Consider the following 23,863-nt stretch of genomic DNA (forward strand, 5'->3'; position numbering starts at 1 on the left):
AGCTAGCTCCCACAGGGTTCGTGGGTGTTGGTCAGACGCTCAGCAACAGGAACTCACGCTCCCAGGAGCTGATCACGCGCTTGAAGTTTTCATGCTCGGCACGTTTCACCGCCACGTAGCCACGCACGAACTTGCTGCCCAGGTATTCGGCGACGGTGTCGCACTCTTCCATCTGGGTGAGGGCTTCTTCGATGGTGATCGGCAGGCGCAGGTTGCGGCGTTCATAGGCGCGGCCTTCGACGGCGGCACTTGGCTCAATGCCTTCGACCATGCCGATGTAGCCGCACAGCAGGCTCGCGGCAATTGCCAGGTACGGGTTGGCGTCAGCGCCGGGCAGGCGGTTTTCCACGCGCATCGCTTCAGGGCCGGAGGTTGGAACCCGCAGGCCGACGGTGCGATTTTCTTCGCCCCACTCGACGTTGACCGGTGCCGAGGTGTCCGGCAGGAAGCGGCGGAAGGAGTTCACATTGGGCGCAAACATCGGCAGCACTTTCGGGATGAATTTCTGCAGGCCACCGATGTGATGGCGGAACAGATCGCTCATGGTGCCGTCGGCGTTGGCGAAAATCGGCTTGCCGGTGGCGATTTCCACCACGCTCTGGTGCAAGTGCATGGCGCTGCCGGGCTCATCGCCAATAGGCTTGGCCATGAATGTCGCAGTGACGTTGTGCTTGAGCGCGGCTTCGCGCAGGGTGCGTTTGAACACGGTGATCTGGTCGGCCAGATCCAGCGCGTCGCCGTGACGGAAGTTGATTTCCATCTGCGCCGGGCCGTCTTCGTGGATCAGTGTGTCGAGGTCCAGGCCCTGCAGTTCGCACCAGTCGTAGACGTCTTCGAACAGCGGATCGAATTCGTTGGCAGCATCAATGGAGAACGACTGACGACCGCTTTCAGCGCGACCGGAACGGCCTAGTGGCGCCTTCAATGGCAAGTCCGGGTCTTCACAGCGCTGGGTCAGGTAGAACTCCATTTCCGGCGCGACAATCGGCTTCCAGCCTTTGTCGGTGTACAGCTGCAAGACTTTCTTCAGCACGTTGCGTGGCGACAATTCGATCGGATTACCGAACTTGTCGAAGGTGTCGTGGATCACGATGGCGGTCGGCTCGATGGCCCATGGCACCACGTACACCGCATCGCTCACCGGTTTGCAGACCATGTCGATGTCGGCTGGGTCGAGCAGGTCGTAGTAGATGTCGTCGTCGACAAAATCCCCGGTTACCGTTTGCAGCAGCACACTTTCCGGCAGGCGCATGCCTCGCTCATGCAGGAACTTGTTGGTCGGTGCAATTTTGCCGCGGGCGATGCCGGTCAGGTCGCTGACCACGCATTCCACTTCGGTAATCTTGTGATCTTTCAGCCAAGTGAACAGCTGATCGAAAGGGGCATTCATAAAGACCTCGTCGTTGGTTTTATTGACGCGGGGGAAGTGCGATTTCATCTTTCGCAGGCTTCCCCTGTGGCGCGTTGACGACTATCTTGGGCGGGCCTTGCCGTTCCATCTATCCACTTTAAGCAGCACCAAAGCGCACCAAAAGAGTGCGCAAGGTCTCCCATGACAACGTGTAATCCGCTACAGGTTCAAGCTTTCAACACCGCCGATGTCGCCGAACAGGTTCGCGCCACACCGGGCTGGGTCCAGCATTACCAGCAGATGTCGCCGGGGCATTTCGCCGGGCGAATCCGCTATCTGGATTTGCAGGGTGTGGAGGTCTACGAAGAACAGATGAACACCCGGGTCGAGCAGAATTTCAGTGCGCCGTCGGGGGCGTTGGCGTTCTGTTTCGATCGCAGTGACAACGCGCTGTACCTGCTGAACGAAGAGAGTCGCAACATCTGGATCACCCCGGAGAACTATCAGGAAATCGCCGTGGTGTTCGGCCCGGAGTTCGTCCGCCGCAACGGCCTGGACGTAGCCCGGCTGGAAGGCCTGTTCATGGCGCCACTCAACGGCGCACAGAATGCGCTGTTCAGTCGCTGGTTAAGCTCGACTCTCACGAAGTTGTCGCAAACCCTTGATCAGCCGAGCAAAGAAGCATTGACCCAGCAGTTGCTGGAGGACTGCCTGTTCATCCTCGATAACGCTTGCGTGTGTCTTGATAGCGGTGGTTTGCAGCGCCGCACCGAAGAGCGCACGACCATGAAACGCGTGGGAGAGTGGGCGGCGGATTCGCCGGAAGAAACCCTCAATCTGCTGGAGTTGTCCCAGGTCGCCGGGGTTTCTCTGCGTCAATTGCAGCAGACCTTCAAGGCCTTCACCGGGATGTCCCCGACCCAATGGCTGCGCCTGCGCCGGCTCAATGGGGCGCGCCGGGAATTGCTCCATCGCTCGGCCTCGGAGACGACAGTGGCCGAAGTGGCGATGAACTGGTCGTTCTGGCATCTGGGGCGGTTTTCCAATAGCTATCGAGCACTGTTCGATGAATTGCCGAGTGAGACGTTGAAGCGATCGCTACGCTGAGGATGTAATCGTCGCTCTGAAACAAATTGAAACATTCGCCAGGGCGAACGGTCGATGGAATACACCCACTCAAGTATTTTCCATGAAGACCCCTCGACCCTCCCAGCGTCTCGAAATACTCAGCGAACTCAGAAATCTGAAGATGGCCAAGTCTGCCCATGCTTATGTCCGGGGCAGTACCGTTCAGTTCTACGAATGGCTGCACAGCCAGCCTGGCAGACGTCTGCCACGGGGGCCTGCGGTGTGGATCTGTGGCGATTGCCACGCCGGGAATCTGGGGCCGACGGGGGATTCGAAGGGCCGGATCGATATTCACATTCGGGACCTTGACCAGACGGTCATCGGTAACCCAGCGCATGACCTCGTGAGGTTGGCATTGTCCCTGGCGACCGCCGCCAGAGGTTCGGATTTGCCAGGCGTAACGACTGCCAGAATGCTCGAAGGCATGATGCGCGGCTATGAAAGCGCGTTTGAAGGCAACGTCGATGAAGATCCGACACGTCCTCCTCAGGTCAAGGCCAGCATGCGTAGCGCCGTGCAGCGCACCTGGAAACACCTGGCGTACGAGCGTATCGAAAACACCAAACCTTCCATTCCCTTGGGCAAGCACTTCTGGTCACTTTCGCGAGCGGAACGCGCCGCGCTGAAAACGCTGTGCACGACCGATGATGTCCATACGCTGGTGACGTCGCTCAAGGGCCGATCGAATGACGATAAAGTCGAACTGCTCGATAGCGCCTACTGGGTAAAAGGCTGCAGCTCGCTCGGGTTGAAACGCTACGCACTGTTGCTTGGCGTGGGCGCTGGAGATGACCGGGAATACTGCCTACTCGATGTCAAACAAGCCGTTACCGCTGCTGCGCCCCGTGGGCCCAAGGTCTCCATGCCACGGGACAATGGACGGCGGGTGGTGGAGGGCGCGCGACACCTCTCGCCCGGTCTGGGCGATCGAATGATTGCAACGCGTCTGCTGGATGAGGGTTTTTTCATCCGCGAACTGCTGCCTCAGGACATGAAGCTGGAATTGAATCAGTTGAGCCAATCCGAAGCGTTGCTTGCCGCCACTTATCTGGCCAACGTCGTCGGCCTTGCCCATGCGCGGCAAATGGATCTTGCGACGCGAGCGGCCTGGATCCGCGACTTGAACAGTTGCCACACCCGAACGCTGGACGCACCGTCGTGGCTTTGGTCCAGTGTCGTGCAATTGGTGGGACAGCATGAGCGCGGTTATCTGGAGCATTGTCGCCAATACGCGTTGCACCATTGAACGCGACGTTGTCGGCAGCCCTCAGGCACCGTCCTTGAGCAGTTTGCCGAGCGTCTCCAGTTCACCTTTCTCCACATCGGAGACCAGCACGAAGCGCATATGGTTGGACTGGAAGGAAACCACGTTGAAACCGCGAATGGTCTGGCTTTGCGAAGGCTTGTCGGCGTCCGTTGTCGGCAGGATGAACACATTGATGATGTGTTTGGCGTGGCCGTAACTAAGCGCTGCGGTGGTCTGGTGTTGCAGGTAATCGAGCCGCCCGCCGAGCAGTGGAAAGCCCTGCGCCGAGTAGTCGACCACGGGCGGCGAGAAGTCGAGTTTGCCGGTGAACCAGGGTTTCACGGTGTGCCGGTCGGACGACACCACATCGTTCAAGTGAGCGCCCATCAACGAGCGCACATGGCTGGAGACGGCTTCGTCCATCAACGGTTGTTCGCTGCCCGGTGTTGCTATGTAAAGCACCATCGCCAAGGCCAGGGCTGCTGCTGAGAATGCCGGAGCGAGCCATTTTCGCCAGCGTTCGAACGGGCTCGGCGATGCAGGAGCAACGGCGGCAAACACGCTTGTCGCCAGTGACGCCGGCGCGGAGTAATACGGCGCATGGCGCTTCACACTGACCTTCAGCAGTCTGGCCTCACCATGCAGCCGCGCGCAGTCGGCACACGTGGCCAGGTGCTCAGCGACATCCGCAGCCCTCGCAGGATCAAGTTCCTGATCCAGATAACCATGCAGTTGTGTCCGGCAAACCGTGCAGTCGAGTTCATTCATGATCGTGCAACTTCAGTAATTCGAGCTTGAGCATGGCGCGGGCCCGGGCCAGTCTCGACATGACGGTGCCGATGGGAATATCGACCACCAGGGCGATGTCCTTGTAGGGCAAGTCTTCGAGTTCCTTGAGCACAATGACCTCGCGAAACGCCGGCGGCAATGCGCTCAGGGCCAGCTGGAGCAACGCCGCGTTTTCCGTGTGAATGGCCAGCAGTTCCGGGCTCTGGCTGTGACTCAGTGCGCCTTCGTTTTCTTCGATCTCGTCATCGAAAGCGACCCAGTGGCGCCCGGCCGAGGTCTTGAGCCAGGTGTAGCTTTCGTTGCGCACGATGGTCAGGAACCAGGCCTTGGCGTTGCCATCGGCAAACCGCTGCAAAAACCTGAAGGCGCGCAAGGCGCTTTCCTGCACGACATCCCGTGCCGCGCTGTCGTTGCCTGTGAGCCAGCGCGCGAGGTTGTAAGCCGCGTCCAGGTGCGGCGCAATCAGTTCCTCAAATCGATTCATAGTGGTTTCCGCACCGTCACACCCCTATAACCGTGAAGCGTCGTGTTTTATTCCCTGAAAAGAATTTGTTTTTTTGCGTGGAATAAACGCTCGCCCCGCGTGGTTCTACCTGGTGTCAGCTACATCACTGTAGTCCGCCAGCGAGGACATCCCCATGGACAATCAAGCAAAACATCCACTGCGCACCGACGGTTTGCTGCACAACCCCGACCGGCGAACGCTGCTCAAATGTTCGGCGTGGGCCGGGGCCGGGGTCCTCTGGGCCCTGAGCGGTGGCATTCCCCGAGCGTTTGCGATGGATGAGGCGGGTAACGTCACCGACCCCAAGGCGTTGGCCAGCACCTTCCATTTCGTGCAGATCAGCGACTCGCACATCGGCTTCAACAAGGAAGCCAATCCGGAGCCGGTGAAAACGCTGCAAGTGGCGATCGACAAGGTCATCGCGCTGCCGAAACGACCATCGCTGATCCTGCACACCGGCGACATCACCCACCTGTCCAAGGCCGAGGAATTCGACACCGCGGCGCAGTTGCTCAAAGGCCTGCCGTCCACCGTGCATTACATCCCCGGTGAACACGACACCCTCGACGAGGGCGGCGGCAAGCTCTATCTGGAGCGTTACGGCAAAGGCACCAAAGGCAACGGCTGGTACAGTTTCGACGATCACGGTGTGCACTTCATCGCGCTGGTCAATGTCTTCAACTTCCAGGCCGGCCATGAAGCCAATCTGGGCGCGGATCAACTGGCGTGGCTGGCCGATGATCTGCGCGCGGTGTCGACCAGCACACCGATTGTGGTGTTCACCCACATTCCGCTGTGGACGATTTATCAGCCGTGGGGCTGGGGCACCGAGGACGGCGATCAGGCGATTGCGATGCTGCGCAAGTACGGCTCGGTGACGGTGTTGAACGGGCATATTCATCAGGTGATCCAGAAAGTCGAAGGCAATATCACCTTCCACACCGCCCGGGGCACGGCGTATCCGCAACCAGCACCCGGGGCGGCGCCATCGCCGGGGCCTATGACCGTGGCGGCCGATCAGCTGCGCAATTATCTGGGGATCACCGATGTGCGCGCGACACAGGGCGATCATCCGCTGGCGCTGATTGATTCGACGCTGGTCTAGGGGAGGGCAATCAGATGAAAACGCGACTGTTGGCTGTGCTGTGCCTGATGTTGTCGATGCCGGCGTGGGCACAGGAAGTGAAGATCGACATCAAGGAATTCATGTTCGGCCCCAAGGATCTGACCGTGGCCGTGGGCACCAAGGTGACGTGGGTGAACGACGATCAGATCCCGCACACGGTGGCCGAAACCCACAAGCTTTTTCGCTCGGCGGCGTTGGATACCGATGACAGTTTCTCGTGGGTGTTCGATACGCCGGGCGAGTTCGAGTACTTCTGCGCGCTGCATCCGCAGATGATCGGCAAGATTGTAGTCACTCAATAAGCAGAAGGCGCGGCTCTCACAGGGCCGCGCCTTTTTTCCTTCTGTTTTCAGAGTTGTACCCGACGCAGCCTGCCGGTCAACGCAACCAACTTGTTATCCGGCGTGGGCAACGGGCGCCCCGTCAAACCCATGCCTTCGCTCACCACGACCGCATCCTGCACCAGGCACAGGTTGGACGGAGTATCCAGGTCCCGGGCGAGCACGGTCACTTCGCTGGTTTGCAGATTGCAGCTCAACAGTCGTCCGCTGAATCGAGTGAAGCCGCCATGCAGGGTTTCGCCATTCCAGTCGGGCGGCAACGGTTGTTGCAGACGGCTGCAGAGCTCCAGCACCAACACGTTTCCTTGCGGACACAACGCCAACCCGGTGGGCAGTTGCAGGCCGCGAATCAGCACTTCGATCCGGCCGGTGTCGGGCCAGACCCGAATGACCTGGCCGGCCTGATCATCAAAGTCGATGCCCTTGCGGCTCGGGTCGCTTTGCAGCTCCCCGGAGAACAGGCTGATCAGCACGGCGTCTGTCGCCGGTTCGTGCACCAGCGTGACGGGAACAGCTTCCTGGCCCATGTCCAGATCCGGTAACTGAACCAGTACCTGTTCGTCACCGCCGTTGCTGAACTCCACCAGTTGATTGGTATCGGGTTTGACCGCCAGCCAACTGCGGCGGGTCGGGTGATAACACAGCGCGTTCAGATTGCCCCGGCTGTGGAATACCGGCTCGGGCGGGGAGTATTGCAGGTCCAGCAGTTTCGAACCCGCGACATAATCGGTCTGGCTGACCAGACAGCGCCCGTCACCGCAGGCGATGTCCGACAGGCCCATGATTTCATCGCGCAGCATGCGGGCCTGCATGTTCATGGCGCGGAAACCTTGCGCCAGTGTTTCAGGGGCAAGATACGCGCCGGGCTTGAGCGGGTCCGGTCGCAGCCGGCTGATACGGCCGCTGAAGGTCTGATCCGGCAGGCCTGAACCGGCTTCGACCAGCAGCAGGCTGCCATCCGCCTGCACGCAGGCACCGCGTGGGTTCAGCAGGCCTTCAGCGATGATGGTGCTCGGGCGCAGGGTCTCGCGGGGGTGCGCAGGAATATGAACAGTCATTGCTTTCTCTCCATGGGCAGGGGGCGCGATTACTGCGGCGGTTGCCACGGCTCGCCCGTGAGATAGGCCCGCAGCAACGCCCGCTGACAGGGCGACATCGAGCGCACCACCGGCATGAACAGCGTGGTGCCTTTGTAGGCATCCGAGGTTCGGGCGAGGATCGGGTTCTTCGCGCCCATGATCGCGTCGGGCTGGTTCAGCGGGATGTAGCGAGACATGGCGGGGAAGGCCAGGTAGTGAAAGCGCAGGACGTTCGGGTACATCTGTTCCCAGGTGATGGTGGTGCCTTTAGGGATGCCGAAGTCGGTCTGGGCGTATTTGCGGAAGTTGGTGAAATACGTGCCGCTGTCCTGACCGTTGACGCTGTAGGTCAAAGCGACGAAACCTGCGAAGGGAGCCGCGGAGGGTTTTACGTTGACGGAGAAAGTGACGGCCAATTGACCGGGGCTCACCGTCAGGGCTGGGGGGAAATAAAGGAAGTCGCAGTACCGCTGTTGCGTGTAATACGGTCCCGGGGGCGCGGCGGTGAGGTCTATTTCCGTAGTTGTCGACACAGGGCCGCCCAGATACCGGACCTGCAGGGTGATCGACAGCCCGGCAGGATAGTCCTCGGTATAGACATTGCGCTGATCGGCATAGACCCGGTATTCCGATTCGGTGGCGTGAAGCTCGGTATTGAGGACCGTGTCAGGTGCATCGATGGCCAGCGCGCAGGACTGCACCGCTTGCTGCTGGCTGGCACTCAGGGGCAGGTCAACGATGCCGCCATACACGTAGTAATCGAACAGAGGGCTGCTGGTCGGATCGAGGGTGCTCAGGTCGGTATCGCCCGCGGCAACGGTCACGGGTCCGTAATTCGCATTTGGGCCGATAGGGCTGGTGATGTCATCTCTGACGGCCCTGAAGTTTTGTTTCGGAATGACGTTGACCATGTCGATGCTCAGGATGCCGTTGCTGCCCAGGTCGGCATATCCGGTGCCTCCGGTGTTCTGGTTGACCAGCTGCCGGCCTGGTTGACAGTTCAACGGTTCGTCGGCGAAGGCTGGTGCGAGTGTGCCGATGACCCGGCCAATGCTCGGGTTCGGGGTGTCTGTGCCGGCGGCATAATCGGCTTGCAACTGGGGCGTGGTCATCGTCGGGCACATTTCGAACATCACGAAGCGCAGGACGATACCGGTGGCACCCGGCGCCTGGATGATCGATCGCAAGCCGCTGCTGTTCTGGTTCCAACTGACAATACTGCTCAGCGGGAAGGTCAGCTGGAATGTGCCACTGATACGGCAAGAACCGGGTGAATCCGTCTCTGGTTGCAGCACCCGCAAGCCGAGATCCTGACTGCTGCAAACCGTATTGGCGTGAATCAGCAACTGGATATCGTTACTGCCACCGATTTGCAGGCCACCGACAAATATCTGGGTGGTGGTGGTCGAGGTGGGGTCGAGGTCCACCATCATCGGGCCCGATACCGGCCCTTGTCCGGTCACCGGGTCCACCGAACCGAGCAGATAGACTGGCTGGCCCACCATGTCCCCAGTGGTACTGACGCTGCCCGGGCTGCCTTGAGAACTGATCAGCGCGTTTTTCATATCGACGACATGCTGTCCGTAATGATTCCAGCCGCCGGCGGTGTAGTGGTCGCCCGTGGGCGCATTGATCATGCTGTTCAACTGATCGTCGGTGTAAGACTGGGCACCCGATGCCAGGGTCGAAGTGGTCAGGTCAAAGATCGGCCAGTTCTTGATGCCGTTGTAGTACATGGTCGGTGAATTGTTCGGCAGGCTGACATCCGTGCGGATTCCACCCCAGAAATTCAGTCGCGGGCCATTGAGGATGCTCATGATTTATTTCCCGTCCTTGATGGTTTTGCCGAGAGGCGAATTGGCGAATTTGAACAGGTAGGAGTAATCGGACTTGAATGGGCTCTTGACCGGTGTCGCCATGGAGTGACAGTTCATGCAGCTGCTGTTGGGCTGGATGTAGCTTTCCATGGTCACGTTGGCCGAGAGTGCCGGCGTCGGCTGGCCCAGCGGGTTGCCTGGGTTGTCGGGCATCAGCGGGCGCTGGGTGGTGATGAGCTGGTAGTACTTCAACACGCTTTTTTGCAGCCCCGGGTCGGCCTGGTAACTGGCGTTGATCTGGTTCGTGATGTCGGCGATCGGAGTGACCCGGTTCAGCGGGTTCGGGGTCTTGAACGTGGTGCCGGGTTTTGGCACGCAGACCTGCTGTGTGCCCTGAGTCTGCCAGTCGCACGGCGACTGGTTGAGCGTCGCGGCGGGCGCAGCGGCGTTGAAATAGGAATAGGCCGTGCCAGCCGCTGGCTGGTCGACCCACTGACCGTTCACCAGCACCTTGGGCGGAACGTTGTCGATCTGCTCGAAGGTCGACCAGATCCACTGCGGATAGCCGTTCGCCTTGGTGATGATGTGCAAGCCCACCAACCCCAGATACGCCTCGCTGACCCCGATCTTCTTGCCTTGGTCATTGAACCTGGTCACTCGCGCGATCATGGTCAGGTAACGGCGGGCGTTGTCATGAGGCGTGAGAATGCGCCAGCTCGATTTGATCTCGATGACTCCCCAGGGAAATTTGATGTTGTTGGCTTTGGAGACGACGTCGGCGTTATAGAAGGTGTTGCCCACGATGTAGTTGTAGGAAGTCTCGTTGGCCGAGATGTCGTAGTAGGTCGGGTTTTGAGCCTGATCGATCAGCCAGCCGCCAACGGCCTGATCGATGGAGTTCACGTGAGCGCTGTTCTTCAGCGAAGCGATGTTGATGATGCCCAGGCTCTTGGCGATTTGTGGGGAGTTCCACGGCCCGGGATTGACGGCGTTCGGCAGAAAGATTTCGCTGATGGTCTTGTAGGACTGCCAGACGGTGTAACCGGCATCGCCCGGCTGCTTGGTGCAGTCTGGATTGCCGCGCTGCCCGCTCTTTGCCGGCCAGCTCAGGGCGATGAACATCTGCCAGCTGTATTGATCGAACTGATCCTGGCCGGCCGTGGCGGCCGGTGCGGTGCTCGGCGGCTGGCAGTTCAACTGGCTGGCCTGCACCGACGGCATGGCTTGTTCCCTGGCCAGTGCCGGAAGGCTGGCCAGACCCAGCAACATTACGGAATAACGGAGTGTGGTTTTCATGGCGATCCTTCGTCGTTGATCACGGTTTACGCTGCATGAGCTTGTTCCACTGCGCCTTGTGGCCATTGCTCTGCGACTCTGGTGGCTCGAACAATTGGCAGGGCGGCGGGTTCGACGGGCACATGGCGGCGACCTGTGCCCAGGTCTTTGCCGGGTCCGGTTTAGCGATGTGAAAGTCGGTGTAGTTCTGGCTGACGATCGGCGCGTTGGCGACGCTGGTATCGCCCGAAAAGAAGAACGATTGCGGCGGCCGGTAGGGCGGTTGCCCCGACATTTTTTTGTAGAAGGCATAGCCGAACAGGATCGGACCTTGCGGCGAGTCGAGATCCAGGGCGTAGGCCTGCACGCTGCCATTGAGGTTTTTGCTGCGCTCGACGCTGTAGGGCAGGTGTTCGATGAAGTCTTGCCGTGGCGGATGATTCATCGGGGAAAACATGCAGCAGGCCGGCATGTCTTTCGGGCGATCCTGCGGATAGGTCAGGAAGTACGCCTTGTTGCCCAGGGACACGAACGAGCAGGTGTAGTTGTTGTTCTTGATCGGGAAGATCGGCAGACAGTATTTCTCGTAGTGCTCCATCATCGCACCGAAACCGTCGCCATCCGGCGGGATGTAGGTGGTGTCGTAGTAACTGGTTCCGCGGGAGACGGTGTAGTCCGCAGGCTTCAGGGTCGTTGGCGGGTTGCTGTAGGGCGGCGGGTTGTTTTCGTAGTTGTGCATCACCCGGTACATGGTCCAGTTGCTGATCCAGAATGCCGGGAAGAACGGATCGGAAGGCTCGCCGGGAAGACGCGTGGCGATGCAGTTGCCGTTCTTTTCATCGCAGTCTTTGGTGTTGTGCACGCCCATGGTGAAGTAGACGTCACCACCGTCCTGGGCATAAGCGAGTGGGCTGAACAGCAGGGTCAGCAGCAACAGCCGGTTCAAGAGGCTGACTTTCATGGGGCACTCCTTGGCAAAGCGCACTGAGGGAGCGAACTCCCGCAGTGGCTCATCTTTCCTGGTTGAGCAGCGTGGGATCAGAGGTCGTCGTAATCACTCATATTCAGTTTCATGGGCGGGAAGTTGCGCTTGACCAGTTTCTGCGCCCACAACTCCAGCACCGCGCGACGGCTTTGCGACAGGTCACGGGTGATGGGCATCGCGAGGGTGCTTTCTTCCTGGTATTCCTTGCTGATCAGCCGGATCAACTGATCGACCGCGCCTTCTACCCGTGTCCGGGAGTTGAGCGGCATGAACTTGTTCATGATCGGGTACAGGTAGTAGAAGGTCTTGAGCACTCTTGGGTAGATGAAGTCATCCCAGATCGCTTCGGGCGCATTCTTGTCCTTGTAGATGTCGTTCCAGTAGTTGACGAAATCCTGTTGCAGCTGCATGTCCAGTGGCAGGACGCGTAGCGGGGCGAGGAAGTCGGTCTGGGCGTCCGTGAGCGCGAAGCTGAAAGGGATGTCCGGGTCGCTGGTGTCTTCCTTGACGATGAAGCGCAGCGTAGGGAAACCCGGGGCCAGCGCCTTGAAACTCACTTGGGCGATGCCATTGGCGTCGGTGGTGGTGGCGACGTAGGAGTAATCCACCGTCTGATCGTTATCCAGCGTTCCGCTGACGTAGACGCCGGCGTCGAATTGCAGGCAAGGAGTCAGGGGGACCGTGATCGGTTTACTTGAGCCATTCATGAATGACTGATAACTGACCTCAACGCCCACCGGCTTGTCTTTGGCTTCCAGATTGACCAGCCGACGACCGCTGCCGGTGGCCAGGTAGTTCGCTACGGGCGCCGTGCCCTTGAACTGTGGCAGGTTGGCGGTGTTTTTGTTGCGGTCTGCGTTGTCGTAGAACAGCGTGAAGTCGGGGTTATTCAGGAACGTCAGGTAGTAGTCGCTGGTGGTCACGTTGTAAGGGTTGCCGTATTCCACCACCCAGAGCGTGGTGTTGGCGGCCGGTTGACCATTTTTCTGCACCATGATGTTCAGCGTCTTGCGGTCGTTCACGTCGACGAAGGTGCCGCTTTCTACCACCTCGGCAGTCCAGACTTGCTGAGTGGCGGCTTTCACGGGGCCTGATGAGGTCTGTTGCTGCAGTTCCAGCGGGCCGGATTGCAAGGTGGCCGTTTGCGTTGCGCTGAGAGGTATGTCCAGCAAGCCCGAGCGTTTGTCGAAAGCTGACTGTCGGTACTGCTCGAAACCGATGTCGACCACCGGCACGAAATTCCCGTTCTGCGATACGCCCAGCTTATAGTCGCCGGCCTGGAACTTCTCGGCAGTCAGGACATCGGCTTTCTTGTCCAGCGGATAGAACGGAAACGTGTTGGTCAGATCCAGCGACAGCGTGTTGTGGGTGATCTGCGCCGAGGTCACACCCAGATTGGTGCTTGTCGGCTCCGGCATACCGGGGCGAGTGACCATGATCTTCTGGTCGGTGACCAGACGCGGGCCGGCGGGCGCCGTGGGGTATTCGTGATCGAACCACAGACCCAGAGTCGCTACGGTACGGTTGTAAGCGGGGTTGAAGAAAATATCGGAAACGTTGTCCAGCCCCTTTTGATACATCGCCGTCAAACGGGCCTGCGCCGATGTGACATTGTCGCGGGTGTCGACGTACGGGAAGTCGTTGAACACACCGTTCCTGTCGTAACAGGTAAGGTAGGTGGCGAACCTGAACATCAGGCCCTGAGCGTTTTGAGCCTCCATCTGTTGCTGGAGATTGCTCAGCAGGACGGAATCGCCAATGACCCATTCCAGATTGTCCCGGGGAAAGCAGGTCTGCCAGGTGGTGGTGACATACGCCAGACCGCCAAAGTCACCGGCCCAATTGAACGTCAGGAAGCGGTCGAGCATCCGGTATTGACGGTTCAGGGTCAGGCCGCAGGTGGCATCGCCCAGCTGCAACTTGTCGAAGTACAGCGCCGTGAAGGTGTTCTGCCACGGGCTGATGTCCACAAATCGAGCGGCGGTCGGGGTATCGCTGCCAAAGGGATTGCCAAGCAGCTGGAAGTCCCTGCCGACCAGCGCGTCCTGAGTGACGTAGGTGTTGGCCTGCAACTCGCCGCCAATAATGGTCGAGCGGGTACTCTGGTAACTCACCGTCCCGCAGGCGTTGTCGCCAAACAGGTCCCATTCGGCGGGTATGAACGGGAAGGTGTTTGGGCTTCCATTGCCTGGAACCTGTTGCACATAGGGCGGCAGATCACTCTGCTGCACGGGTGAAATGATCCAGGGCATCAGGGTGGTGGGAGCGTTCGCCTGGGTGATGTCGTAGTAGCTGGTAAACGGCCAGTTGATATCCATCTTCACCGCGTCATACAGCGGCAGCACATCGTTGTTGTTGGCCGTTGGCGGGTTCCAGAACATATGGCCGTTGAGGTAGATCCGGGGGAAGTTCAATACGCTCATGTCATGCTCCTTAGCGTTGCCACTGGGCGCGCTTCAGCGACCAGACAAAGTCCAGTTTTTTGTAGCCGTTGAAAGCTGTCGGCGGCAGAGGGGTCGTCGGGTAGACGATCCCGCCATCCTGTTTGATGGCGAAATTGAAGTAGCCCTTGTCGTTCGAGTAGGCGGCTGTGCCATGGCAGGCCAGGCAGGACGAGGTGTTCTGAAACGCCGACTCCAGCTGAGAGTTGGCCAGCACCTGAGTGATCGGCTGGTACTCGACCCCGATCAATTCGTACTTCGACAGCGTCGGGTTGCCCGTCTGGAAGCTGGCATTCACCGGTTTGGCGGCCGGGGTCGGCCCGGTGGTGTTGGTCATCGGCGTCGGTGTCGGCGCGTTGGTCACGGTGTACTTGCTGTTGTTGATGTTTTCGAAGGTGGTCCAGACCCAGCTGTCATCCAGTTTGTTGACCACGTGCAGCCCGCTCAACGCTGCATAACCGACCTGATAGGTGCCGTCGTCCTGCTGGAAATAGGCCTGGCCAATGTAGTAACCGTCGTTGGCCAGGGTTTGCCGGTAGGTCGTGTCCGAACCGATCCAGAGCCACGCCGCCTTCAACTCCCACGAGGTGGCCGGGAAGCGCAGATCACCGGCCAGGGCTGCCTGACCGTTCATGTTGTAGACCTGACGCTGCACGATGTAGTCGAACGTATCCTCACCCATCAGCAGTTGAAAGCGCACCGGGTTGCCTCTCTGAGACGCGGGTACGGCGCCACCCATATGCAACGCAAGGCCATCGACCTGTTGCGTAGCATTGATATTGTGGAAAGTCCGGTTCAGGTCCATCCCCAGTGTTCTGGCTTGCGTGATGACCTCGGCTGGAGGCGCTACGGGACTGGCGTAGGCGCCGGGCGCAGCACCATCAGGCAAGTAGACCTGGTCCGAAGGCTTCATCGTTTCCCACACCCGGTTACTGGCCTGGGTGGGGCTGAACTGGTTCAGACAGACGAACCAGTTCCAGGCCATGGTCTCGGGGTTGTTTTCGAACGCGGCTTTGGTCGTGGGGATGTCATTCCCAAACTTCAGGAACTGGCTGCAATCGAAAGGGGTGGTGTCCTGTGCCTGAGCCAAACCGGCCAGTGCACTGAGAACAGTTATAGAAATGGCTCGCCGCATGGAAGCTCCTTGGCATTGGCCGAGTGGGTGTATGAGTGCCCCAGAAAATGCTGAAGGAGCAGTTGTTTCACTGCCGTTGCCGCAAGGGTTTGCGGCAACGACAGATCGCAATTGGTGATAAGCAGCGGGCCGGTTTCCTCGCGCTCGGGCAGGCGACCGTGACTGCCACGGACCAGTCCGGTGTCCAGTGGAATCAGGTCCATGTAGTAGCGAAAACCGAGTTTCTTTTGCAGCAGACGCCGCGCGACTCGCAGTTTCGGGAAACGAATGGCCGGGTCGATGAACAGTTCCAGCGGGTCGTAGCCCGGCTTGCGGTGGATGTCCACGGTGCGGGCAAAGTCGGGTGCCTTGCGATCGTCGAACCAGTAGTAGTAATCGAACCAGTAACCCGCTGCGGCCACGGCCACCAGCTCGCCGCTGCGCGGGTGATCCAGCTGAAACGCTCGTTGCTCGGCTTTATCCAGCACCTGCTCGATGCCGGGCTGGCGCTGCAACAGCGCTTTGACGCGGGGAATGTCCTGGGCCCGTTTCACGTAGACATGTGCGATCTGATGATCGACCACGGCAAACGCTGCGCTGGCGCCGGGGTCGAGCAATTCCCAGGTCAGCGATTGACGTACTTCCAGCAAACCCTCCGAGCGCAGCACGCGGTTGATCGAAACCGATTGGGTGACGGCTTCGATCCCGTATTCAGACAGCAGCATCACCGCCGCGCCCTGTTCTTCGGCGAAGGCCAGCAGGCGGCCGACTTCTTTATCGATGGCCCGAACCTCGTCGGCAATCGACGGATGCTCGGGCCCCACACGCTGAAGGCTGTAGTCGAGGTGCGGCAGGTAGATCAATTGCAGGTCGGGCCGATTGAGCTGGAATTCTGCAATGGCGCAATCGACAATCCAGCGGCTAGACGCAATACCCGCCGCCGGCCCCCAGAACCCCGGAAAAGGAAACTCGCCAATCTGTCGTTCGATGGTTTCGTGCAACGAAGCCGGTGACGAGTACAGACCGAACATCTTGCGGCCATCGGCCGGGTAGTGAGGGCGCGGGGTGATGGCGGCATCCACGTCGGCGTACATGTTGTACCACCAGAACAACTGGCTGCAGCGAAACCCGGGCAACTCGCGCTTGAGCGTTTCCCAGACCTTTTCTCCCTGGATCAGCGCGTTGGGCTGCAGCCAGAAGCGTACTTCGGCCTGATCGCGAAAGTACCAGCCATTGCCGACGATGCCGTGCTCGGACGGTGGACGCCCGGTGAGGATCGAAGCCTGAACCGACGACGTGACGGCCGGAAACACCGGTTGCAGGCTGGCCATTTTTGCGGTTTTCAGCAGGGCATTGATGTGCGGCGTCGCGTCTCCTAGCAGCGATGGCGTCAGCCCGACCACGTTGATCAGCAGCAGCGGTTGACGTTTTTTTTCAGAGCGCATCGGCGTACGCCTCCTGCGCTTGTGGTTGCAGCAATTGCCGCTGGCGCAACTGATCCTCGACCCATTTCAGTTCCGCGGCGATTCCCTGAAGCTGGGCGGCTTCGCTCGTCGGCCGCAATTGTGCGGGCAGGACGCCCCAACTGTAGGTTTCCACTTCCAGCACCGGCCTGAAATCCTCATGGCAGGCGAGAAAGTCGAAGGTCTGCGACAGGGCGATCTGACTACCGCTCAGCTCGGGCAACAACAGCTGTTCGCTGAACAACGGGATGTGGAAATGAATCCTCAACTCGGGGTATCGCTGCGGGTGCTTGGCGCAATCGACGAGGGCGGCGGGCAGGTCCGCCCACGCCACCAACCGACCCTGTTCATCACGCGCCTTCACTTGATGCAGGTAGGTGGTTTCGCAGAAGTCGCTCAAGGTCTTGAGGACCTGCTCGCGGCGCTTGTCGTCATCGCAGGGCAGACGACAGATCAAGGCATTGGACAGCTGGATCTTGCCGATGGGCACCCGTGCCTGACGCAGCTTTTCCAGCGACTGATAGCAGTCTTCGAACATCACCGCCTGATGGCAGACATCAAAACACAGCGCCAGATAGGCATGGTTCGGATCCGTGGTTTGCCAGCGACGGAAGAAGGCGATGGCCTGGTCAGTGGTTTCCAGCACGCAGTCCGGTTCCATCTCCAGACAAAACACGATCTTCTTGCCGGTTTCCCGATGCAGTTGGGCCAGTGATGCTGTGAGTTCGCGCAGTTGATATTCGGCCCGTAACTGTAGTGTCGGATTCCAGGTGGCCGCGTACCCCAGCGGCACGCTGGAAATCACCCCCTGATGGCAGTCCGGCGGCAAGGCCTGCGCGAGGATCTGCGCCAGATTCAGGCTGTATGCCAGCCGTTTCGGCTCGGCCCAACTGGGCAGGTAAACCTCGGCTTTCACCGCACGGTCATGAAATTGACCGTAGGGAAATCCGTTCAGCGATGTCAGCCGTAGCCCGCTGTGTTGCAGCAGGCTGAGGAACGCCGAACGCGCCGATTTCTGTTGCAGCTTGGACTCGGCGAGGGCGCTGATCCACAGTCCGCTGTCTTGCGCTTGCAGGCCGCGCAGGGTTCGCACGCCCTGAAAGTGCTGCTCGATCGAAGACTGCAGCCCGGCGAGGTCGCGGGTCGGGTGCACATTGCTGCAATAGCCGATCTGCCCGGGCGTCCAGCCCATGCCGGCGTTCATTTGATCACCGGTTCCTGGCCCCGCAGGGCGGAGTTTTCCTGCCACTGCCGGCGCTGATCGATGGGCAGCGGGGTGCTGATCAGGGTTTTGTCCAGCTGACCGCTCTGGGCGAAGAAATCCACCGGGTTGTGGAACAACACTTGCTCGACCTGAGCCTCGCTGAAGCCGGCCGCCAGCATCGCCTGACCGGTTTTCGGCACTTTGAGCGGGTCGCTGATGCCCCAGTCGGCGGCGCTGTTGACCACCATTTTTTCGGTGCCGTACTGCTGGAGCAGGGCGACCATGCGCTGTTCCGACATTTTGGTATTGGGGTAGATCGAGTGACCGCGCCAGCAGTCGCTGTCCAGCACCAGCGGCAGGGTCAACTCGTTGAGGTGATCGATGATCACCAGGTTCTCATTGATCCCCACTTCGCGAATCACTGCCAAAGTGCGTTTGGTGCCGCCGATCTTGTCGCGGTGCGGCGTGTGTACCAGCACCGGCAAGTTGAACTGTCTGGCCAGTTCCAGCTGTGCGGCGAGAAAGCGATCTTCCTCGGGCGTGATGTCGTCGTAGCCGATTTCGCCGACCGCGACGACGCCGTCTTTCACCAGATAGCGCGGCAGAATTTCCAACACTTCGTTGGCCACCGACAAGTCATTGGCTTCCTTGGGATTGAGGCCGATGGTGCAGAAGTGATGGATGCCGAACATGCTGGCGCGAAAGCGCTCCCAGCCCAACAGGGTGTCGAAGTAATCGATGAAACTGCCAACGCTGGTCCGGGCCTGACCCTGCCAGAAGGCCGGTTCGATCACCCCGGTGATGCCGGCGGCGGCCATGTTCTGGTAGTCGTCGGTGGTGCGGCTGACCATATGAATGTGCGGGTCGAAGTACTTGGGCATGGTGAATCCTCATCAAGGGAAAGGAGACGTCGGGCATCAGTTCAGGTGGCCGCGCCATTCCGGCGGCAAGCGTTGCTGTTGATTCAGGCCGGCCAATCGTTGGCGTTGCGCTGGGCTGAGCTGGTCGAAGGCAATCGCCAGGGGCAATCCGGCGGATACCGTCCGGTCAGCGGCGAGCTGTTCTTCCAGCAGGTCGAGGGCCAATTGATTGAGGGTGACGCTGCGTCGCTGCGGCAGACCGATCAGGCGCTGCACGTCGAGCCCCATGCCCAGCGCCTTCAGCACCAGTTGGTGGAAGGCCCGCTCCGGGTAATGACGCGACGGGTAAAGGGTGTCGAGGGCGAGGGCGGCAAACACCCGGCTGTTGCTGGTACGTCCGGCCTGCAACGCCAGTTCGACGCATTGCCCATGGCTATCGAGCCAGTCGAAGGCTTTGAGGGTGGCGATCTTTTCCTGATCGTCGCCCCAGAGAAAAAGCTGGCGCAGCAGGGACAATTGTCCGTCCCGAGAGGACAGTTCCAGGACCTGCGCCAGCAACAACGCACGTGCCAACTGGATCAGGCTCCAGTGGCTGTCGGGCAGTGCACGGTCACGTAGATGGCGCTTGCACTGGCCGCTCAAGAGCGCCGCAGTATTGGCGTCCGGCTGCCGGGCCAGTTGCGCCTGTGCCTGACGCCACCAGTGCAGTTCGGTCTCATCGAGTTGCCTGGTCAAGGCCTGATGATGTTCGGCGAGGCAATCGAGGCGCATGCCGAGGGCCGCCGTCGGCGGCGCAGTGACGTCCATGTTCATGTCGGTTTGATCCAGCGCTGAAAGTGTGGGAGCAGGAAAAACACCAGGACACACAGCAGGCTGCCCAACGGTTGGTTGGCCACGGCCATCACCAACGCATCGAACAGGGGCAGCGCCGCAAGGCCTGCACCGATAAAGGCGCGGACCTTTCGCTGCTGCGGGTGGGCGAGGTGGTGCCAGTAATGCCAGCCCAGCCAGCCGAGCCAGAGCAGCAGCACCGGCCAGAACCACAGGTTGTCGGAGTAGATCGCCAAAGCGAGCGGGCTCAACATCAGGAGCAACGGCAGGCGGCTGAGCAACTGGTTGTTGTGCTCATTGCGCGCCAGATAGGTCAGCCCGCTGATGTAGACGCCCAGCAATATTGCACAGAGCCAGATCGGCTCCGGCGGCACCGCCAGACTGGCCGCCGCCGTGAGGTACAGCGCCGAGCGGCAGGCGCCCATCAGCCAGACGCTGTGGGCGTATTTCTTGTGCAGCACGTTGTAGCCGATGATGCAGCCCACCAGCAGAGTGACGCTGGCCAGCAACCAATGCGGCTGATCGATCAGTTGGCTCAAGCCCAGCACCGAAGCCGCCGCCAGTGTCAGCAACAACACGGTGGCGAGGCGCACTTGCTGGCGGCTGACCAGCCCCAGCGTGATGGGCCGCGGATTCTGGTGTTGTTGGTCCCAGTCGGCGTCCAGCAGATCGTTGAGCAACATGCCGGCCAGATACAGCAGCGACAGGGTGAACAACAGCAGAATCCACACCAGCGACGAAGGCGGCGCCAGGGCACCGGCGCTGCTGGCCAGCAGGGCTGCTGCCAGGGTGTTGGTCCACACCGTGGGCAGGTTGGAGACGCGGCCCAGGGTCATCCAGGTCTTGAGGTTTTGCGGGGACTGGCTCATTTCGCGAAGCCCTCGCTCAGGTCGAGGGCCGGCGCGTTACGGGCGGACAGCTTCAGCAGCGCCTGTTCCATTTGCGCGTCGTCGATTTCATGCAGGTCCACCGACTGGCCGATTCCGCTGAGCATCGGGATCGAGAGTTGTCCGCCGAGGTGTTGGCGGAACTCCTCCAGCCCAAGCAACACCGGTGAGCGACCTTGCGCATCTTTGAGGGTCAGTTCCGGCGGGCACAGGTTGAAACCGAGTCTGCTCAACAGGCTCATCACCCGTTCACTGTCGGCGTCGCTCAACAGCCCGAGGGCATTGGCGTAGAGCCCGTCGAGAGCCATGCCCACCGCAACCGCTTCGCCATGGCGCAACCGGTGGTGGCTGAGGTTTTCCAGTTTGTGCGCGGCCCAGTGCCCGTAATCCAGTGGCCGCCCGTTGCCGCGTTCGAAGGGGTCGCCGGCGCCGGTGATGTGCGCCAGGTGCAGTTCGGCGCAGCGGCGAATGGCATAGCGGCTGGCCGCGTGATCGAAGCGGGCGAGGGCGTCGGCCTGTTGTTCCATCCATTCGAAGAACGCCCTGTCCTTGATCAGCGCGACTTTCACCGCTTCGGCCAGCCCGGCGATCTGGTCGCGGCGGGTGAGGCTGGTCAGCAATTGGAAGTCATTGATCACGGCCGTAGCGGGGTAGAAAGCCCCCAACAGGTTCTTCTGGCCGAAGGCGTTGATGCCGTTTTTCACCCCGATGCCCGCGTCGTTCTGCGCCAGCACGGTGCTCGGCACGCGGATCAGGCGGATACCGCGATGGAAGGTGGCGCAGGCGTAGCCCACGCAATCCAGTACCGCACCGCCGCCAAGGGCCAGGACATAACAATGCCGGTCCAGCCCGTGTTTCAGCATGTCGGCGTAGAGCTGCTGCAACACCTGTGAATCCTTGCTCAGCTCCCCGGCCGGAACGGCAATGGGCGGCGCCTGCAAATGCAGGTCCGCTGCATGGGCGGCAAAGTAGCCATCGATCTGTTCCAGCAAGTGCGGCGCGCTTTTCAGCAGTTGTTCATCGGCGAACACCATCACCGTCACCCGGCCGTTTTGCCGGGCGGTGAGTTGTTGATGAAGGCAGGGGTTGGAAGAATCGAAGAGGTGATCGGTGAACACCACCGGGTAGTCGTAACTGACCTCGAAACGCCCGTGCAGCACTTGCTCGGCGCCGTTTTTGCGCAGTGCCTTGAACAGGCTGTACCCGGCGATGAACAACCCCGGCAATACCATGCTGGCGAGGATGGTCACCAGCAGCGCGTTCTCTTCGACGAGGAACGTACCGATGGCGCTGTAGGCCAGAGCCAGACCGGCGTTGGCCAAGGTAGTCACCAGTAGAAACGCCCGTAGCGGATAGCGTTGCATGCCCGCCGCCACCACTGAGGTTTCAGCCAATACCGGCACGCCGCGCAGACAAATCAACGACAGCGTGCTCAGTCGATAAGCCATCTGCCCAGGCTTGCGTTGATGCAATCCGAGACGACTGGACAGCATCCGGAAGTAACCGGCGCCCAACGCATAACCCAACCCGGCACCCAGACACAGGCCAATGAAAATCACCAGATAACCGCCGACACTGCCCAGCATGGCCACGGCCAGTAGCGCGACCACGCTAGAAGGCACGGGCAATACAACGTCCAGCGCCAGCAAGGCGATCAGCAAAAGCGCCAGGTTGATTTGCTGGGTGGGGGAAGACGGAAGGTACAGATCGAGATGGTTGAGGAAGTCCTGGATCTGCTGTTCGAACAACACGAAGCTGGCGATCACAAGACCCGCAAAGCAAAACAGTGACAGCCAAAAATGTTCGGCTGGCGCCTTTTTCGAGAGCGCACGATACCAACGGCTGTGCTTCATCAAGCATCCCTCTTGAATGGTTATGACTGAGTTCCGTTCAGTAACTAAAAGCAGAGTCTGAATTATTTCAGGGGAATGAATGCTCCCGCCTTGAAGGCTGTTTTTATTGTTCGGCTGATGGTAGTCGTGAAGATATTCATGAACCTAGACGGTGTTTGTGTTTTTGCAAGTCGATTGGGTGAGCGCGTTTTTCGGAGAGTGTTTAGTGGGTGTGGGAACGTCGCAAGGTGCTGATTTTCGGTCGTGGATTTGTTTCGTGTTTTCAACATGATGAGCGATTTTGTTGAAGTGTTTTAAATGCTGTTTAATCGGCGAAATGAGAAATCGTTTCAACTGGTTTGATTAGCAAGCTACTTAGATAGTGGCTATGTGGCATTATTTTTTGTTATTTGAGTTATTTCTGTTTGTTATAAGTGCTTAAGAAGGTTGGTCGAGCGGGTCTCCTCACGTCGGGAATCAGATTCAAAATACAGCAGCAGTTTAATGAATCGGCTATACATCCAAGTTGCATGGCGCAATGCCATAACGGGTCTGGTTACAAATAAGGAGCGTCGATATGCGAAATCAACTGTTAATCGTTATTTCTTTGTTGGCACTAGGGGGTTGCCAGTCAATAAAAATCCTCACGACAAGTACCCTTGAGCCTGCATCAGGTGATGGAGAAAAGACGCGGGTTGTTCCTATTGACGAAAAAACCTTCGAAGGAGCTCATTCGCAATGGGAACAGCTATTTGGTGTCGCCGATAACGGCCAATGGGCGAAGAAATGCAATGTGCCGCTTAAAGTTAAAACCGAAGAGGCGCCCCAAGTTCTCGCTGCATTATTAACAGCGGCAGGAGGTGTTGTTTGGAATCTGGCCGTTGATGCGGCGAATTCCAAGATTGATGAAATTCAGGAACGATCCGTCAAGTCATGGGCGGCGACGTGGTCAGGAAACAGTGACAGCCTCAAGAAGGCTCAATGTTTTGCAGTGGTCAGGCTCAGTGGCGATAAAGAGCCGAAAACGCAGATGGCTATTCTGTTCATGACAAAAGTTGCAGATTCCGGCAAGGCAGATGCTCCAGCGTTACAGTGGGCTCCCTTGCTGGTTGCGTCGCGGACCAGTCTGGCGCTCACCAAAAGAGAAGGCACCGAGGGTGTTATAGGCCTGTCAGTGTCAGTCGCCGCGAAGTCCTTCAAGGATGGTGAGTTCACAGTCAAGGCTACGGATCCGTTCAGTGTCAGCGGTATTAGCGTTTCTTCACCGGGAGAGAATGCTCCGCTGAATGTTAAGTCAGTCGGTGACGATCAGTATTCAGACCCTTTGCAGTATTTTTCAAAGGACAACACGTCGAGCATCTATTTCAAGTTCGCAGTCGTCGAGAGCGGTTCGATGGCAGGGTTAAATACTAAAGCCAAATCTGAGCTCAAGGCGTGGACCGATGCGATGGGGCCGGTGGCGTTAGACGCCTGGAAAAAGAAACTGGACAAAGAATCAGCTAACTGAGAAGGCGAGTGGCGTCGATCCTGTTGGATAGGCGGAAGCGTTTTTGGCGCGCGCAGTTGCATTGTGCTATTACCTAAAAGCC

20 protein-coding genes are annotated in these 23,863 nt (G+C 59.4%); 5 read left to right on the forward strand and 15 right to left on the reverse strand.

Features of this window, described 5'->3' with window-relative positions; genetic code table 11:
• Positions 1-31: 31 nt before the first annotated feature.
• Positions 32-1,390 (reverse strand): glutamine synthetase family protein, encoded by a 1,359-nt coding sequence (locus JJN09_RS05260; RefSeq protein ID WP_096821445.1) that lies wholly within the window; start codon positions 1,388-1,390, stop codon positions 32-34.
• Positions 1,391-1,552: 162 nt separating this feature from the next.
• Here JJN09_RS05260 and JJN09_RS05265 point away from each other — a divergent pair, with 162 nt between their 5' ends.
• Positions 1,553-2,458, forward strand: coding sequence for a helix-turn-helix domain-containing protein (locus JJN09_RS05265; RefSeq protein ID WP_249486068.1), 906 nt, complete (start codon positions 1,553-1,555; stop codon positions 2,456-2,458).
• An 82-nt stretch (positions 2,459-2,540) separates the two neighbouring features.
• Positions 2,541-3,725, forward strand: a complete 1,185-nt coding sequence (locus JJN09_RS05270; RefSeq protein ID WP_249486070.1) for a DUF2252 family protein — start codon at positions 2,541-2,543, stop codon at positions 3,723-3,725.
• A 21-nt stretch (positions 3,726-3,746) separates the two neighbouring features.
• Here JJN09_RS05270 and JJN09_RS05275 read toward each other — a convergent pair whose 3' ends face one another.
• Together JJN09_RS05275 and JJN09_RS05280 are read right to left on the reverse strand one after the other, a co-directional pair.
• Positions 3,747-4,493 carry an anti-sigma factor gene (locus JJN09_RS05275; RefSeq protein WP_249486072.1) on the reverse strand — a complete coding sequence of 249 codons (747 nt, stop codon included), beginning with the start codon at positions 4,491-4,493 and terminating at the stop codon, positions 3,747-3,749.
• Positions 4,486-4,998 carry a sigma-70 family RNA polymerase sigma factor gene (locus JJN09_RS05280; RefSeq protein WP_249486074.1) on the reverse strand — a complete coding sequence of 171 codons (513 nt, stop codon included), beginning with the start codon at positions 4,996-4,998 and terminating at the stop codon, positions 4,486-4,488. The genes JJN09_RS05275 and JJN09_RS05280 overlap by 8 nt, the downstream gene beginning before the upstream one ends.
• 154 nt (positions 4,999-5,152) lie before the next feature.
• Between JJN09_RS05280 and JJN09_RS05285 the strand changes: the two genes are divergently transcribed.
• Both JJN09_RS05285 and JJN09_RS05290 read left to right on the forward strand, forming a co-directional pair.
• Positions 5,153-6,124: a metallophosphoesterase gene (locus tag JJN09_RS05285; RefSeq protein ID WP_249486075.1), complete on the forward strand. Its 972-nt coding sequence runs from the start codon at positions 5,153-5,155 to the stop codon at positions 6,122-6,124.
• Between the two features lie 14 nt (positions 6,125-6,138).
• Complete coding sequence (locus tag JJN09_RS05290) at positions 6,139-6,447, forward strand: cupredoxin family copper-binding protein (protein ID WP_249486076.1); 309 nt, start codon at positions 6,139-6,141, stop codon at positions 6,445-6,447.
• A 47-nt stretch (positions 6,448-6,494) separates the two neighbouring features.
• Here the strand turns inward: JJN09_RS05290 and JJN09_RS05295 are convergent, their stop codons facing one another.
• The 12 genes from JJN09_RS05295 to JJN09_RS05350 form a co-directional block, all read right to left on the reverse strand.
• Entirely contained in the window at positions 6,495-7,544 is a 1,050-nt protein-coding gene (locus JJN09_RS05295) for a hypothetical protein (protein ID WP_249486077.1), read from the reverse strand.
• Between the two features lie 29 nt (positions 7,545-7,573).
• The gene (locus JJN09_RS05300; protein ID WP_249486078.1) at positions 7,574-9,382 is read right to left on the reverse strand and encodes a hypothetical protein; all 1,809 of its coding nucleotides are present in this window, start codon (positions 9,380-9,382) and stop codon (positions 7,574-7,576) included.
• A 3-nt stretch (positions 9,383-9,385) separates the two neighbouring features.
• On the reverse strand, positions 9,386-10,678 hold the full coding sequence (locus JJN09_RS05305) for a hypothetical protein (protein ID WP_249486079.1): 1,293 nt from the start codon (positions 10,676-10,678) through the stop codon (positions 9,386-9,388).
• 19 nt (positions 10,679-10,697) lie between these two features.
• Positions 10,698-11,618, reverse strand: a complete 921-nt coding sequence (locus JJN09_RS05310; protein ID WP_249486080.1) for a hypothetical protein — start codon at positions 11,616-11,618, stop codon at positions 10,698-10,700.
• 77 nt (positions 11,619-11,695) lie between these two features.
• The gene (locus tag JJN09_RS05315; RefSeq protein ID WP_249486081.1) at positions 11,696-14,065 is read right to left on the reverse strand and encodes a hypothetical protein; all 2,370 of its coding nucleotides are present in this window, start codon (positions 14,063-14,065) and stop codon (positions 11,696-11,698) included.
• Between the two features lie 10 nt (positions 14,066-14,075).
• Positions 14,076-15,218 carry a hypothetical protein gene (locus JJN09_RS05320; RefSeq protein WP_249486082.1) on the reverse strand — a complete coding sequence of 381 codons (1,143 nt, stop codon included), beginning with the start codon at positions 15,216-15,218 and terminating at the stop codon, positions 14,076-14,078.
• Positions 15,197-16,642 (reverse strand): alkaline phosphatase family protein, encoded by a 1,446-nt coding sequence (locus tag JJN09_RS05325; protein WP_249486083.1) that lies wholly within the window; start codon positions 16,640-16,642, stop codon positions 15,197-15,199. The genes JJN09_RS05320 and JJN09_RS05325 overlap by 22 nt, the downstream gene beginning before the upstream one ends.
• Complete coding sequence (eboE, locus tag JJN09_RS05330) at positions 16,632-17,864, reverse strand: metabolite traffic protein EboE (RefSeq protein ID WP_249486085.1); 1,233 nt, start codon at positions 17,862-17,864, stop codon at positions 16,632-16,634. Before eboE ends, JJN09_RS05325 begins: the two co-directional genes overlap by 11 nt.
• Positions 17,861-18,745 (reverse strand): TatD family hydrolase, encoded by an 885-nt coding sequence (locus tag JJN09_RS05335; RefSeq protein WP_096821431.1) that lies wholly within the window; start codon positions 18,743-18,745, stop codon positions 17,861-17,863. The genes eboE and JJN09_RS05335 overlap by 4 nt, the downstream gene beginning before the upstream one ends.
• A gap of 36 nt (positions 18,746-18,781) precedes the next feature.
• Positions 18,782-19,537 (reverse strand): EboA domain-containing protein, encoded by a 756-nt coding sequence (locus JJN09_RS05340; protein WP_249486086.1) that lies wholly within the window; start codon positions 19,535-19,537, stop codon positions 18,782-18,784.
• Positions 19,534-20,424 carry a UbiA family prenyltransferase gene (locus JJN09_RS05345; protein WP_249486088.1) on the reverse strand — a complete coding sequence of 297 codons (891 nt, stop codon included), beginning with the start codon at positions 20,422-20,424 and terminating at the stop codon, positions 19,534-19,536. The genes JJN09_RS05340 and JJN09_RS05345 overlap by 4 nt, the downstream gene beginning before the upstream one ends.
• The gene (locus tag JJN09_RS05350) at positions 20,421-22,295 is read right to left on the reverse strand and encodes a 3-dehydroquinate synthase (RefSeq protein ID WP_249486090.1); all 1,875 of its coding nucleotides are present in this window, start codon (positions 22,293-22,295) and stop codon (positions 20,421-20,423) included. Before JJN09_RS05350 ends, JJN09_RS05345 begins: the two co-directional genes overlap by 4 nt.
• A gap of 556 nt (positions 22,296-22,851) precedes the next feature.
• Between JJN09_RS05350 and JJN09_RS05355 the strand changes: the two genes are divergently transcribed.
• On the forward strand, positions 22,852-23,781 hold the full coding sequence (locus JJN09_RS05355) for a hypothetical protein (RefSeq protein ID WP_249486092.1): 930 nt from the start codon (positions 22,852-22,854) through the stop codon (positions 23,779-23,781).
• Positions 23,782-23,863 lie beyond the last annotated feature (82 nt).

This window comes from Pseudomonas sp. HS6, from assembly GCF_023375815.1.
Classification (GTDB): Bacteria; Pseudomonadota; Gammaproteobacteria; order Pseudomonadales; family Pseudomonadaceae; genus Aquipseudomonas.